Consider the following 14854-nt stretch of genomic DNA (forward strand, 5'->3'; position numbering starts at 1 on the left):
GCCGTATTACACGGCGTAATGGCGAATCATCTCCCGATCAACCTCAATGCCCAGCCCGGGTCGGTTCGGGACGTGCATCAAGGGGCTAATCGAGAGATCGGTTAATTGTTCACGGAAAATATTCGGCGCGCGGTCAAGCTCCAGCAGCGCGGGCTGTTTTGCCATACGCGGCACCGCCACCGGAATCGCCGACATCAGGTGTAACGTCGCCGCCAGCGAAATGCCCGATCCCCACTGATGGGGATAGCATTCCACGCCCCAGGCACTTGCCAGCGCGGCAATATTCAGCGCTTCACTGATTCCGCCGCAGGCGGCCACATCGGGCTGCACAATATCCACGCAATCGGCATTCAGAAAGGCGCGGAAACCAAAACGCGTATATTCAGATTCACCGCCCGCAATCTTCATAGGGATCCGGCTTCTTAACGCGGCATAGGCGGCATAGTCATCCGGTAAAACCGGCTCTTCAAACCACGCGATCTGCTCATCGGCAATTGACTGGGCAAAGGCGGTGGCTTCCTGCAGGGTATAGGCCCGGTTGGCATCGACCGCCAGCGCAGCCTGTGGGCCAATCCATTCCCGTACCCGCGCAACACGCTGCCGATCGGCGGCAAGGCTTAAGCCGCCCACTTTCATTTTGAACGCCTCAAACCCTTCCGCTAATGCGCTTTCCGCATCCCGCTCTATCTGCGCCATATCATCGTGCGGCGAGTAGTAAAAACTCGACGCGTAAGCGCCGATAGGCTGTGCCAAGTCGCCGCCCAGCAGTTCAGCGATCGGTTTATTCGCCTCTTTACCAAAAATATCCCACAGCGCGATATCAATGCCGGACAGCGCCGAAATCGCAATGCCCTTACGACCAAATTCGCGGCTACGGTTATACATCATCTCCCACAAGGCGCGACGCTGTAGCGGGTTCTGACCAGTTAACAACGGCGCATACAGTTCTTTAATCAATGCCGCGTTGGCCTGCGCCGGGCCGAAGCACTCACCCCACCCGCTGATGCCTTGGTCGGTAAGCACTTCCACAATGCAATTAGCGCGCTTATCCCAGAACCATTGCGACATGCCAAATTTCTCCGACAGCGTATCGGTTACTACCCAGGTTTTTATCTCGGTAATTTTCATCTTAATCTCGCCGGTAATTAGGTGGTTTCTCGGGCAATCAGGGAGAGCGGTAACAGCGTGGTCGCCGTTTCCTTACGCGTTTTCTGACCATCCAGCATTAAAATCAGCTTACGCGCGGCGGTCAGCCCGATCTCATAGGTGGGTTGTGCAATCACCGTCAACGGCTGGCGAATCAGCGGCGCCCAGTCGGTATCATCAAACCCAACCAGCAAGACATCGTGCGGTGGCGTGAGATGTAAAGCATTCAAGGCGGCAATGACGTGGAGCGTTAATTTGCCATTGGCGGTGATCAGCGCCTGTCTTTCCTGCGGGCGGGTATCAAGCTGCCGCCGTAGCCTATCCTGTAGCGCATTACTTTCCAGCGCAGCCATTTCAAGGCAGTGACAGGTAATCTCTCTAAACGCCTCGCTGGCCGCTATCTGATTAAAGGTGGCGATGCGCTCAATACGGGGTGAAATATTCCCCGGTGCAGGTGTTAAAAAAGTAATCGCGCGGCATCCTTTTTGTTGCAGATGCTTCATTGCCAGGTCTATACCCTGCTGATTATCCACCGCCACGGTATTAATCGCGGCGCCGTTTATTTTTCTGCCAATCAACACCACCGGATAATCCAGCGATAATCCTTTGATAAAATTGTTGTTCTCTCCGGTGGTGTTAATGATGAAACCATCCACGCCTTTGGCAGTCATCTCCTCAATCAGATTGCGCTCGCGCTGTGCCGAATCTTTCGCATCGCAAATAAAAATAGTGTAGCCATGCTCGGAACACTGCTGCTCAATGCCGCGCAGAACATCCATCGAATAAGGATTAAAAATATCGGCCATTAATACCGCAATGGTTTTGCTTTTAGTACTGCGTAACGAACGCGCAATATTACTGGGTTGATAGCCCATCCGCTCAATCGCTGCGGCAATTCGCTGGCGAGTTTCCTCGCTCATAGATTGATATTTCCCATTCAGGTAGCGAGAAATAGTCGCAGTAGATACGCCCACCATATTGGCAATATCTTTTATCGATGGCTTACTTTTCATTATTTATCATATTTAGGTAATCGATTACCTAAATACTAACCTAAAGGCTAAAGGACGATCCGTGATCGCGCACACATTACTGCTCAGCCTCGTAGGCTAACGCTGAGATCATCAGGAGGGGAAAAAGGAAGTTACTGGTAGCGAATCTCGCCGAAATACTCGGACAGCACGCAGTAGCGGCAATATTCAAACGGTTCGTTGGTATTGCTCAAGAAGGTTTGCCGGGCGACCGATAACAACGGCGTTTGCGACGGCAGGTGCAACAGGTCACACAGCTCTGGCGAAGGCAGAATCGCCTCGATTTTCTCAACGGCTGAACCAATCGCGATCGCGTAATCGGCCTTCAACCGCTCATACAACGATTGGTTTTCCAGATCCTGCGGTTTGAGTTTCAAACCGGGGAAAAACGACAGGTTAAGATAAATTTTTTCGTGGTTGAACGGTTTCCCTTCGGCAAAGCGCACGCGTGAGATAAACAAGTACTTATTTTTAGCAGGCAGGTTTAATCCATCCAACAACGCATCACGCGCGCCGCGCGTCTCCATCTCCAGAATATGGTTTTCAATCCGTATGTGCGAAAAGCTCAGGTCGGAAGTGATACCACGAAAGGTGTGACCATAATTCACCCCTTCGGGTAAAGCGTTTACCACCGATCCGGTGCCGCGTTGTGAAGCGATAATCCCACTGTCAACCAACTCATTCCACGCCTGCTTTACCACAATTAGCGAGACATCAAACTGGCGCGCAATCTCTTTTTGCGTCGGTAAACGGTCGCCAATGCGCCAGGTGCCAGACAAAATCTGGTGACAAATAATCGAATAGAGTTGTTTGTATAACGGCGTATAGCTCGCTTTATCAACGACCAACCTGATACCTCGTTTATCCATCCCTGCGGGGAGGAAGCCCCTCCCCTACACGCTCGACTACGCCGTAATGGAACGCGCCAGCGTCTCAAGAGAGAAATGATTCATCCGATCTAAGGTTGCCAGATAGTCGGCGGGGAAAGCCGCCGCGCCGTGGTATGCCCCGGCAATAGCGCCCACCATGGTGGCAACCGTATCGGTATCATTACCAATGTTTACCGCGGAAATAATAGCATCAACCGGTTGGCTCGGACAGCAGGCAAACAGGCCAAATGCAACCGGAACGGCTTCACTCACATGCAGCCCGGTGCCGATAATATCGTTCAACTCAACAATCGCGGTTTCCCAATGACGGTGGCGGCGACCAATGGCGACCGCCAGTTCAATACGGCGTCCAACCGACGGGCCGGCTATCTCCGCGGCTCCCTGCTGCTCCGCCAGCATCAGCCCTTTATCCGCGCCATAGATCCCGGCGGCAATAATGGACTCCGCGCTAGCCGATGCCGAAAGCGCTTCGCTAACCGCTGCCGCCATCGCGGCCGCACCAGACATCGCCAGCCAATTCGGATGGGTAAAACGCGCAATATCCAGCGCACACTGAATGGCTGCCTCAATATTGTCCGGATGGAGCACCGCAGCCGGCCAGATTTTCATCGCCGAGCCATTGGTGGCCGCCGCATTGCCGCCATTGATAATCTGTACTGATTGTTTCTCTCCTTCCAGCTCGCCCTGTAATGACGCGCGATTATCATTGAAGATAGCCTTCATCGCCGCCCGGGTGGTCGGGCCGGTAAAGTTGGCGTAAAAGGGGTAGTCGATCCAACGCTGAAAGGCCGCTTTCATCGCTTCAGCGCTGGCTTTTTTGTCGTGCGCCAGCATCGCTTCCAGAATGTAACGCGCCTGGATAAAATCGTCGGTACACATCCCCGCCTCATTACAGCGCCCAAAGGTATCCGCTGGCGGCTTTTGGAAAGTGGTTACCCAACCGCCGAATAACTGTTTAATTTGCCGCTGAGTACGCACCTCGGTTGCGGCGCCCATTGCATCTCCGGCGGCGGCGCCGATCAAGCAGCCCAACGTTTTTTCATAGTTCGCGTTCATTAATGATCTCCCTGGTGTGGTATGACGGCAGACGCCAACGTCTGCGTAGAGTAAAAAGCGGCCAGCTCCGCCGCATTAGGCAAGGCGGTCATCGCGCCCTTACGCGTGACCGCTGCCGAGCCACAGAAATTCGCGGTGTGTATCGCCCGCTCAAGTGAGTGATGGCGCCAGTCTGTGAGATGTGAGAGTTCGCTGAGCAAACCGCCAACAAAGGCATCTCCCGCTCCGGTGGTATCAATCACCGCTGCCGGTACTGCCGGAAAATGGTGTTCTTCACCGCGATGGATAAGCCACGCGCCTGCTTCACCCAGTGAAATAATGGTGGTTTCACAGCCGAGGTCGCGGGCAAAGTAACGTGCCTCACGCCACGTTTTGTGGCCGGTGAGCCGACAGAGTTCGTCATCGGATACTTTGCAAATATCCGCCCGCGCCAGCGCAGACTCAATTTGTGGCAGAATATCTTGCGTCTCCTCCCACATCGCCTCGCGCAGGTTGACATCAAACAGCACATATCCTCCGGCGCGCCGAATACGCTCCGCCCCGTGCAGACAAGCGTCGCGCGACGGCTGGCGCGCCAGGCCGATGGAGTTGAAGTAGAACCACTCCTCTGCCTGGAAAACCGGGAGATCGGCGTCACAGACAAAGCTATCGGCACTGGGCGTGACCAAATAGCTAAACGAGCGTTCACCATTCTCCGCGAGGTCAACAATCAGGACGGCGGTTTTTAACTGTGGGTCCAGATATAACTGCTCAATTGCTACGCCTTCGCGACGCAGGGTTTGCGCCAGAAAGTGACCGACCGGATCCAGCCCCAAACGCCCGATAAACCCGCAGCGCGCGCCGAGACGCGCCACGCACACCGCCACATTGGCCGCCGCGCCGCCAGGACATTTCAAATAATGTTGCTCATCATCAGGCACCAAATCGACCGACGCGTCGCCGATAACCCAAATTTTGCTGCCGTTATGCATCTTAACCTCGCTTCGCCAATGCGATTTTTAAGTCCGCATAATAGTGATTATTAATCAAATAGCGTTTCATGATTAAACCAATAATGAGATGAAAGACGGCCGGAATAAGCGTCATCATTAGTGCAATACCGGTTAATGAACTGGCGGTTTGCTGCGCATCAGGCTGATAACCAAAATGGTTTAATAAGAAACCTAACACGCCGCCAGCGATACCCATGCCAAATTTCTGGAAAAACAAAATCCCGCCGAAAGCCAGACCAGAAACACGTTTACCGGTTTTATTCTCACCATAATCGACGGCCTCGGCGATCGATGACCAAAATATTGGCATTTGCATATCGCAGAAGTAATTAATCAGGAAGTAAAAAATAAATGCCAGCCAGAGATTGTTTTGCCCAACGACGAAATACATGCCAAGGCTTAATGCAAAGGTAATTAATTGCGTATAACGGAATAGTTTAATTTTGTCGTAGTGGCGGGTAATCCAGGTAGTTGATATCATCGCCAAAATCGAGGCCACCACGCCCGCCGTCAGGAACGGCGAAATCAGTGCGTCGCCGCCGTGGAGGTAATATTTGGCATAGTAGGCCGCCACCGAACCACGGATCACATATCCGCACATTAGCAGCATAATCACCACACCGAGGAGTAACCACTGGTCGTTGCGTAGCAGCAGCTTAAACTGCTCGGCAGGCCGCATCGTTGGGATCTCCGGGCGGCTGCGCTCCCGGGTAGTCAGGAAGCAGAAAATAAATAACAGCGCGCCCAGCAGCCCCATGATCCCCATAGAGATTTGATAACCGTGCGCTTTACTGCCTTGCCCTAACCAGACCGCCATCATCGGGACGACAATCGTGACCAAAAACGCGGCGATTTTAGTCATCACAAACCGATAACCATTGGCGCTAAGACGCTCCTGCGGATCGTCGGTAATCACCCCAATTAACGAAATATAAGGAATGGTGATCGCAGTATAAATCACCGTCATCAGGATATAAGTAAAATACGCCCACGCCAGTTTGAGCGTGTAATCGACATCCGGTGTAATGAACATTAAGTAAATAGCAAAACCAAACGGAATCGCGAACCATAATAAATAAGGGCGATAACGTCCCCAGCGCGTATTCACTTTGTCAGTATAGATCCCCATTAGCGGGTCGATAATTGCGTCAATAGAGCGAACTACAACAAATAAAATCCCGACATCGGATGCATGTAAACCATAAATATCCGTGTAGAACCAGGCAAGAATGAGTTGCATGGCGACAATAATAATATTGACCGCCATATCACCCGCGCCAAACCCCACCTTTTCAATGACCGATAATTTCATGTGCATACCTTTATAAGATAAATCGTTAACGGCAGCGCCGATCTAAGCAGAAGGCATTTTTGTTTGCAGCGAAAGCATTCCCTGTAATGTTGGTACGCTTCTACTATAGGACTCCGTTAAAAAATATAAAGGTATACTATTATACTTTTTGATCGCCATCACATAAATGCCTACCCTGTCCTGACGCGCGCAGCAGAGGTTGAGGAGGTTACGTTCCGATGGTGGCGACGGATTGATTGGAGAGAATGACGCACAGATAACCTCGCGCCCATTCGGTGCGGAACGAGCGCGAGGTGAGTAAGGTTAGCCTGATGAACGCCTGGGACGCAGGTTTAGTCACGCCGCAGGTTTTTTATCGCTGAATAATCCATATTTTTGAGATCTTCAAGCAACCCTGGCCCGCCTGGCGTCCAGCCCAATTGCTGACGCGTCCATGTCGCAGAGGCCGGTAAATCTTTATCGGCAAATAATGCCAGCCAACCAAAATGCTGTGACGCCTGTTGCGCTGACAATGAAACCAGCGGCAAATCAAGGCCCGCGCCAATCACCTGCGCGATGTCCTTCACCGCCACGCCCTCCTCGGCAACCGCGTTGTAGCGCGCGCCCGTGCGCCCATGATCCAGCGCCAGACGATACAGCGCCGCCACATCCAGGACATGGGCAGCCGGCCAGCGATTACGCCCTTCATTGACCCACGCAACCTGCCCTTTCTGCCATGAAATTTCGATAAACGGCGAGACAAGCCCCTGCTTCACGGTGTTGTGTACCTGCGGGAGCCGTATGACACGCACATCGATCCCCTGCTGTAAGGCAATGTTCCCTTCCAGCTCAGACGCAATACGCGGGTTCGGGTGATTAACGTCAAAGAGATCCTCGCGCGCCGGTTGCCCATTACCGGCATCGCCAATACCGGTTCCTGAAGTAATCAGCAAAGGCCGCGCGGAACCTTTAAGCTCAGCCGCTAGCGCTTTAATTACTCGTCTGTCTTTTTCGCAGTTGGCGACAAAATTCGAAAAGTCGTGATCAAAAGCGGTGTGAATGACTGCGTCAGCCTTTGCGGCGCCAGCGCTCAACCCAGACGGATCTTCAAGCGTACCGCGATGTACTTCAACACCCACGCGTTTCAGCGCCTCGGCGCTCGCCTCCGATCTTGCCAGCCCGATGACCTGATGCCCGGCAGCAATCAGTTCGGGTACGATGTGAGAACCAATAAATCCACTGGCACCTGTCAAAAATACTCGCATTCAAGACCTCCTACGTTGGATTAGTGATGCGCTCGAATGCAGTATAACCACCTGATATAATTATATAAGTAGTGTAATTATCCTGGTATAAGCTTTAACAGGCAACGCGCGTTTCTGCTGCATAAACGACAAAATACAAATGATAATTAATATCATTAATGTTTACATCCTGACATATTTTTGTACAATCCTTTCCGTTTCATCTTCCATCAAGGTGCTTGTTTTGCAGGACAGCAGGATGGACTCACCGACCGATCAAATGGAATGGATTGACTATGACGTCGAAAAAAACCCACTCAGCACTACTCATTGCAGCCATAACGCCTCTGGTAATCCACGCGGCCGATGGCGACTCGATGGTCGTCACCGCGACCGGTTTTGAACAAAAAATTCAGGATGCGCCCGCCTCTATTTCCGTCATCACCCAACAACAAATCGCCGATAAAGCCTGGCGTGATGTTACCGATGCGCTAAAAGACGTGCCGGGCGTGGTGGTTACCGGCGGCGCCAGCAGCAGCGACATCAGTATTCGCGGGATGGCATCGCAATATACCTTGTTCCTGGTTGACGGTAAGCGTATCAGCACGCGTGAAACGCGCCCGAATAGCGATAATGCCGGAATCGAACAGGGTTGGTTGCCGCCGTTGAACTCAATTGAGCGTATTGAAGTGATACGCGGCCCGATGTCATCGCTGTATGGTTCTGACGCAATGGGCGGCGTGATTAACATCATCACCAAAAAAATCTCTAATACCAAAGGCTGGAGTGGTTCGCTTCAGGGCGATGCCACCTTGCAGGAAAACCGTGACTCCGGCGATTTATATCAAACCAACCTTTATGCCTCCGGCCCCTTGATCCCCGGCTTGTTAGGCGCCAAAGTTTCCGGGCTGTTATCGCATCGCCAACAAGACCGGATTGTGAACGGGTATAACGAACAGCGCATGCGTAACGGCGCGGTCACCTTTAACCTGACGCCCGATGAAAACAATGATTTTGACCTCGAAATTGCACGTGAGTTACAGGATCGTAATAGCACTCCTGGCATGTCGCGCGAGCGTGAAATCTGTCGCGGAAATATCTGTACTCCGAATACCAAAAGCAATACGCGTTACGAGCACACCACCTACTCTCTGACGCATAATGGCTATTACGAGGCGTTTAATACCACCAGCTATATCCTGCATGAAGAGACTCATAATCCGTCACGCGATATGCGTTCGTGGAACACCCTGTTCAATAATCAGAACCAACTTTTTCTTGGCGATCATACTCTGACCGTTGGCGGAGAGTATCGTTATGAAAAATTACGCGATGCGGGGAATCAGCTTGAGGCTGCGGCAGGCCTGAATACCTTAACCCGTTGGAACTGGGCGCTGTTCGGCGAAGATGCGTGGGCAATGACCGAGCGCTTCACCTTTACCAGCGGCTTACGCATGGAGAAGAATGAAAACTACGGCACCAACTGGACGCCGCGCGGTTATGGCGTCTGGCACCTTAGCCCACACTGGACGCTGAAAGGCGGTGTGTCAGCCGGCTATCGTGCGCCTAACTTACGGCAATCATCCGCACGTTGGGGGCAAGTAACCGGCGGCGGTCGCCTCGATGGCATTATTGTCGGGAACCCGGATCTGAAGCCGGAAAAAAGCCTGAGCGAAGAGATCGCCTTGCTGTGGGATAATAACGCTGACCTTAACGCTGGCGTGACGCTATTTAATACCGATTTCAAACATAAAATTACCGAAGTTCGGCGCTGTAATAGCAGCGCGGATCCTGCCTGCCAGATCGGTAATCACCGCTATGATTTTGTCAGCGACCGTGAAAATGTCGATAAAGCCAGTATGCGAGGCGTGGAATCCAGCTTTGGTTGGAAAATTACCGAACAGCTAAACTGGACCGCTAACTATACGTTTACCGAATCCGAACAGAAAAGCGGGCTATTCTCCGGCCAACCGCTGAATAAAATGCCGAAGCATATGTTTAACACCACGCTGGATTGGGAAGCGACGCAAGATATAAAACTCTGGAGCCGGGTCAACTTGCGCGGCAAAAGCAGCGAGTATTTAAGCCGAACGTCCATGGCGCAAGGCACTCCTTCTTACACGCTGGTGGATGCAGGGTTACGCTATTATGCCTGGAAAAATATGATGTTGACGGCGGGTGTTTATAACCTGTTTGATAAACAAATCGATTATGACACCTATGATACGGTGCTCGACGGACGCCGTTACACCTTTGGTTTAACCTACACGTTTTAATCCGCTCTCTCCTCCCCCGGCGCTCAGTTCGTTCGGGGGACACTGCTTGCGTCCTCACTATCTTCAACTACGCTGAATGTTTACCGTAAAACTTTAACGAGGGAAAATATAATGTTGAAAACTACCGCCTCAGTTTTATTAATTGCCATTGTCGGCATGCTTGCCGGTTGCCAAAGTGACAGCAGTGGCGTCGGTAATGATGGACGACCGCACGCACCGAGCGCGCAACCTGCGCCTGGTGCAACGCCCGGTGCAAGCCCGACCGGCGCGCCTGAGTCTTAATAGCGCGGCGTGGCAACCGTAAAGAGTGTGTGGTTGGATAATGTTATGCAGCAATTTGGCCAGGCAGCGACGCTTGGCCAAACCAAGATTTAGCTCAGTAGGCGGCCATAACCGCTGTGCGAATGTTGCACGCCAGCAACGCGTAAGGCGTTCCACATCATCGCGGAGGCGGCGGAAATCACCGGTTTGCCGAGGTCGTTTTCCAGCACCTGTAACGCATCCAGCGTTGGCATACCGACCCCACTGAGAAACACGGCGTCGGCATCCGGGCGATCTACCGCCCGTGCGATGGCGTAGGCACGTTCATCGTTTTCTTCATAAATATTACGCACATTAGCGAGCTGACCATAACTCACCACTTCAATCCCCTGCTCTTCCAGATGCCGCTTGCCCTGTAGCGTGGTCACCTCATTGTAGGGTGTGGCATAGGCGATGCGCCGCACGTTGAGATGTTCAAGTGCCGCCAATACGCTACCGAAGGCGGTAATGAACCGCGTGCCGCTAAGCTGTTCAATGCGCGCAACCAACGCGGCCTCTGCGGCGCTTCCCAATGTATAACTGGTGGCGGTGTGTGCCATCACGATGACCTGCGGCGATACCATTGCCAGCAATGCGCTGCACGACTCTATGCTGTCGATCTGGCTGCGGTTGCGCTCCTCTTGCCCTTCATGGGTACCGGCCGGGCCGCTGGCGGTCATACGGGTAAAGTGGAGCGAAACGCCCTGCGGCGCGAGCGCTTGCATTTCCGGCTCAACAGTCGGATTGCCGGGGGGAACCAAGAAGCCCAATCGTGCTCTCCAGCCTTTCATAATGCGTACTCCGTCGATGTGATGAAAAAATAGGTTCGGTATAGGGCTTAGCCACGCAGCAACGCGGTCAGTTCGCGCAGATCTCCCAGCGCGGGTAGATTAAGTACCCGTTGTTCAACCGCGGCGGCATTGGCACCCAGCACCGGCTCGACCAGACGACGATATTTAGCCACCACCTTATCGCGGTCGGGTTTAAGCGTCGCGCCTTCTGAGCCTTCAATCACCAGCCGTTCACTGCCATGCTCAATCTCGATCTTCACTGTGTCGTCACGCGCCGGATCTCGCACCAAGTCGATACGTTCACCCAGCGCCAGTACCTCGGCGTCGGCATAATTTTCGTAAAAACTGAATTCATTAATCGGACGACCCAGTAATGCTGCGGCAATGCAGAACCGCGCGCTAACCCGGGCCTTAAGCGAGCTTGCATAGGGCGGCAGGTTGGTGAATCCGGGGTTGGTGTAGGTTAGATCGCTGACCGTTACCGTGATGCGCCCTATCTTATGCGGCTCAATACGGTGCTCGCTGGCGAGCATCAGCGTCAGCGCGACTGGCGTCTGGATAAAGATGCAAATCGGGAACTCCTTGTAAATAGTCTCTTCAATCAGATAGTGCTCCCCCAGCCCCTCGGTCGCCGCGTCTACCTGTTCAGTGGAACCGGCAAAAGCATGATAAAAACCGGCCTCGCCTTCGAAAGCCAGCGGGCTTGCCGTTGCCCCTGCGCGAGCCAACAGCGCAGCGGTCACGCCATTGCGACAGGCCATACCGACGTTGAGCTTCACTTCCATGGTGCCGGTCAGAAACCCCGCGCCGAAACCTGAAGCAAACACGGCGGCGCAACCGAGCGCGTTAACGATCTGCGTCTCATCGAGCCGGAGCATTCTTGCTGCCGTGGCGGCGGCGGCGAGGGTTCCCGCCACGCCAGTGGCACGGAATTTGGGTAGCATGCCGGGGCCGCCGAGGTAGATGCGACCGACCACTTCATAGCCCACTGCAATGGCAGCGATCAGGTCTTTTCCCGAGCCGCCGAATTCATCGGCAATCGCAAGCGCAGCAGGCAGCGTCACCGCGCCAGGATGTGATTTGCAAAGAAAATCATCCTGCGTACGGCCATTGACCAGTAACGCGTTGATAAATGCCGCATCCACCGTGGGTACCGTCGTTCTGCGACCAATGATGGTTGCCGGGCCAGCCGTGTTCCCGATCAACTGGCTTGCCAGTGAAGGCACCGGTAAGCCGCTAGCCGCGATAGCCGTCGAGAGCGTATCAAGGATGCGTTCCTGGGCGAATGCCGCGACAGGTTCAGGCACACTCTCGGTTAGCGTTGCGCCGATAAAGCGGGCAAAACGCTGGCTAACCGTCGGCCTAGATACAGATTCAGACATTTGAATTTCTCCTGGAGCGTGAGACAAAAAATCATCAGTGCTGAGTTTGCGGCTGCGCGGCGGCACGCCGTTGCGACTGGCGATAAGCGAAGATCAAACTGGCGGCCAGACCGCAGACCGCGCCTACACTCATCCACAAACCGGGCGCCGCGCGATTGTCCAACACACTAACCAGCCAGGTCGCGATAGCCGGTGTAAAGCCACCGAAAATCGTCGCGCTGACGCCAAATGCCAGCGAAAAGGCTGCCGTGCGGATCTCCGGCGGCATAACTTCAGCAAGAGCGATATACATTGCGCCGTTATACCCGGCATACAGAAACGACAGCCACAGCGATACCAGCAACAGATGGGTTAAATCCGGCGAGTGAACCACCCACAGCATGGCGGGATAAGCGGTCACGATTGCCAGCATTGAGAAGCCGATCAATACCGGCCAGCGCCCAACACGGTCAGACAATGCCCCCATGATCGGCAACCAGAATGCATTCGAGATCCCCACCCCCAGCGCGGCCAGTAGGCTATCTGTGGTGGTCAGGTGCAGCACCTTATCGCCGAAGGTCGGCGTGTAGACCGCCAGTAAATAGAAGGAGACGTTGGTCATCGACACCAGCAGAATGCCGGTTAAGACCGTGCCGAAGTGCGTCCCTAACTGCGTGAAAATTTCGCGCGTCGCGGGGCGTTTCTTACGCGCCAGAAACTCGCCGGACTCCTCCAGTGAGCGCCGGATGATGAACAGGAAAGGCACCATCAAACAACCAATGATAAACGGAATGCGCCAGCCCCAGGCCGAGAGCACATCCGGCGCCATCCAAACGTTGAGCGCATAACCGAGCAGCGCGGCGAGGATCACACCAACTTGCTGCGCGACAGATTGCCAGGCGACATAGAACCCACGGTGTCCCGGCGTGGACATCTCCGTCAGATAAACCGCCACCCCGCCCAATTCGGCGCCAGCCGAGAACCCTTGTAATAGTCGTGCAACCAGGACCAACAGCGGAGCCAGTAAACCGATGGTGGCATAATCGGGCGTTAAGCCGGTGATAAGCGTCGCGACCGCCATCATTGCCAACGTCACGATCAGCCCTTTGCGCCGTCCGACACGGTCAATATAGGCGCCGAGGATAATCCCTCCTAATGGTCGCATTAAGAAACCGGCGCCAAAAGTGGCGAAGGTCAACATCAGCGACGCGAAGTCATCGCTGGCCGGGAAAAAGGCTCTGGCGATGTGCGGCGCATAAAAGCCGAACAGGATGAAGTCGAACATTTCAAGAAAATGGCCGCTGGTGACGCGCAGTACCATTTTGATCTGCCGTAGCCGGGTGGTGTGGCGTTGTGGGTTCATACTCATGTCTTCTCCTGATGGTTGTTGTGCGCTGATCCGGTTCGGCGGGCAGCCCCCGTAATACGCTCAATAAAAGCAGCGGTTACTTGCGCGCAGGCATCGGGATGGGTGGCGGTGATGTGAAAGCTGTTGGCGGCAATAAGCTCGAGTGAAGCATTTGGAACGCGTTGTTGCAGGCGTTCAAGATCTGCTGGCGCCGGTCGCTGGCTATAACGGCTGTCTGGTTGGGCGGAGGCCGCGTCATCGCCCGCCACGATAAACAATGTTGGGCAGCATACGGATTCAGGTGCGCGAGGGCCGTGTAATTGTGACAATAGACGTAAGCAAGCCGTTACCGTGCCTGCAGGCGCGGCGCTCATTAAATCAATCCACCAGGCAAGCGCGGCGGGCGAGAGCGCATCAGCCATCCGGCCTGGCATCGTCGCGCGTACCCAGGCTTCAACGCCATGCAGCTCAACCAGCGCGATCCACTCATCTAACCACGGCCCCAGCGCCGCACTTGGCACCGGCAGCATACCCGCCAGAGTCATTGATGCGATGCGTGGATTGCCTCGTTGAGCCAGTTCGAACGCGATCTGCGCGCCGAGCTTGGTCGCCACCAGATGCACATGCTGGCTGTTCACCGAATCGAGCAACGTCTCCAGATCGTCTGCCCACTCTTCGATCGAAAAGTCGGTTGTCTGCGCCAGCGCTGATGATTGACCATAGCCGCGTAAGTCCGGGCGCAGTACGCGGAACCGGCGGGCAAAGTACGGCACCCACGGTGCCCAAATGCGACCATCCTCGGCAATGCCGTGAATCATCAGCACATCATCCGTTGTGCTCCACGGATCGGTGTAAGCATCGTCGATGTAGCAATATAACGATGACTGGTCGCGGGAGACGCAGCGACAGGCGCAAGCTGAGGTGAGCATCTGGCTTCTCCATTATTCTGGTTAGTCGCGGCGGCAAGGTTAAAGACACTGCAGGCTGCCGCCGGTGTCCTACGCGCGATGACGTGAACCATACACAGCGTCTTCAACGATACTTGCTCTGTTGGGCGCTGCACCATCGACATTTTGTTAACTCAAGTTATACAATTTGTTTACATGCGCGGATTTAGCCGCTTCACGA

At 54.1% G+C, this 14854-nt stretch carries 13 protein-coding genes; 2 read left to right on the forward strand and 11 right to left on the reverse strand.

The window, feature by feature from the left end:
• Positions 1–6 precede the first annotated feature (6 nt).
• The 7 genes from PMPD1_RS17635 to PMPD1_RS17665 all read right to left on the reverse strand — a co-directional run bounded on the left by PMPD1_RS17635 (position 7) and on the right by PMPD1_RS17665 (position 7671).
• Positions 7–1128: a mandelate racemase/muconate lactonizing enzyme family protein gene (locus PMPD1_RS17635; RefSeq protein ID WP_173635263.1), complete on the reverse strand. Its 1122-nt coding sequence runs from the start codon at positions 1126–1128 to the stop codon at positions 7–9.
• A gap of 17 nt (positions 1129–1145) precedes the next feature.
• The gene (locus PMPD1_RS17640; protein ID WP_173635264.1) at positions 1146–2159 is read right to left on the reverse strand and encodes a LacI family DNA-binding transcriptional regulator; all 1014 of its coding nucleotides are present in this window, start codon (positions 2157–2159) and stop codon (positions 1146–1148) included.
• Between the two features lie 131 nt (positions 2160–2290).
• Positions 2291–3025 (reverse strand): GntR family transcriptional regulator, encoded by a 735-nt coding sequence (locus PMPD1_RS17645; protein ID WP_173635265.1) that lies wholly within the window; start codon positions 3023–3025, stop codon positions 2291–2293.
• Between the two features lie 57 nt (positions 3026–3082).
• The gene (locus PMPD1_RS17650; RefSeq protein WP_173635266.1) at positions 3083–4123 is read right to left on the reverse strand and encodes an ADP-ribosylglycohydrolase family protein; all 1041 of its coding nucleotides are present in this window, start codon (positions 4121–4123) and stop codon (positions 3083–3085) included.
• Complete coding sequence (locus PMPD1_RS17655; RefSeq protein ID WP_173635267.1) at positions 4123–5094, reverse strand: PfkB family carbohydrate kinase; 972 nt, start codon at positions 5092–5094, stop codon at positions 4123–4125. Before PMPD1_RS17655 ends, PMPD1_RS17650 begins: the two co-directional genes overlap by 1 nt.
• Before the next feature lies 1 nt (position 5095).
• A complete protein-coding gene (locus tag PMPD1_RS17660; RefSeq protein WP_173635268.1) occupies positions 5096–6427 on the reverse strand; it encodes an MFS transporter in 1332 nt (443 codons plus the stop codon).
• 332 nt (positions 6428–6759) lie between these two features.
• The gene (locus PMPD1_RS17665; protein WP_173635269.1) at positions 6760–7671 is read right to left on the reverse strand and encodes an SDR family oxidoreductase; all 912 of its coding nucleotides are present in this window, start codon (positions 7669–7671) and stop codon (positions 6760–6762) included.
• A 275-nt stretch (positions 7672–7946) separates the two neighbouring features.
• Here PMPD1_RS17665 and PMPD1_RS17670 point away from each other — a divergent pair, with 275 nt between their 5' ends.
• Both PMPD1_RS17670 and PMPD1_RS17675 read left to right on the forward strand, forming a co-directional pair.
• Positions 7947–9926 carry a ligand-gated channel protein gene (locus PMPD1_RS17670; RefSeq protein WP_173635270.1) on the forward strand — a complete coding sequence of 660 codons (1980 nt, stop codon included), beginning with the start codon at positions 7947–7949 and terminating at the stop codon, positions 9924–9926.
• 111 nt (positions 9927–10037) lie between these two features.
• Entirely contained in the window at positions 10038–10208 is a 171-nt protein-coding gene (locus PMPD1_RS17675) for a hypothetical protein (protein WP_173635271.1), read from the forward strand.
• A gap of 89 nt (positions 10209–10297) precedes the next feature.
• Here PMPD1_RS17675 and PMPD1_RS17680 read toward each other — a convergent pair whose 3' ends face one another.
• From PMPD1_RS17680 to PMPD1_RS17695, 4 genes are read right to left on the reverse strand one after another with little or no spacing between them, the layout of a single operon-like run.
• Positions 10298–11017: a maleate cis-trans isomerase family protein gene (locus tag PMPD1_RS17680; protein ID WP_173635272.1), complete on the reverse strand. Its 720-nt coding sequence runs from the start codon at positions 11015–11017 to the stop codon at positions 10298–10300.
• A 47-nt stretch (positions 11018–11064) separates the two neighbouring features.
• Entirely contained in the window at positions 11065–12399 is a 1335-nt protein-coding gene (locus PMPD1_RS17685; RefSeq protein WP_173635273.1) for an MmgE/PrpD family protein, read from the reverse strand.
• Positions 12400–12433: 34 nt separating this feature from the next.
• Positions 12434–13747, reverse strand: a complete 1314-nt coding sequence (locus PMPD1_RS17690; protein WP_435529698.1) for an MFS transporter — start codon at positions 13745–13747, stop codon at positions 12434–12436.
• Entirely contained in the window at positions 13744–14655 is a 912-nt protein-coding gene (locus PMPD1_RS17695; protein WP_173635274.1) for an alpha/beta fold hydrolase, read from the reverse strand. Before PMPD1_RS17695 ends, PMPD1_RS17690 begins: the two co-directional genes overlap by 4 nt.
• Positions 14656–14854: the final 199 nt, after the last annotated feature.

Origin of the sequence: Paramixta manurensis (assembly GCF_013285385.1) — a bacterium.
Taxonomy (GTDB): Bacteria; Pseudomonadota; Gammaproteobacteria; order Enterobacterales; family Enterobacteriaceae; genus Paramixta; species Paramixta manurensis.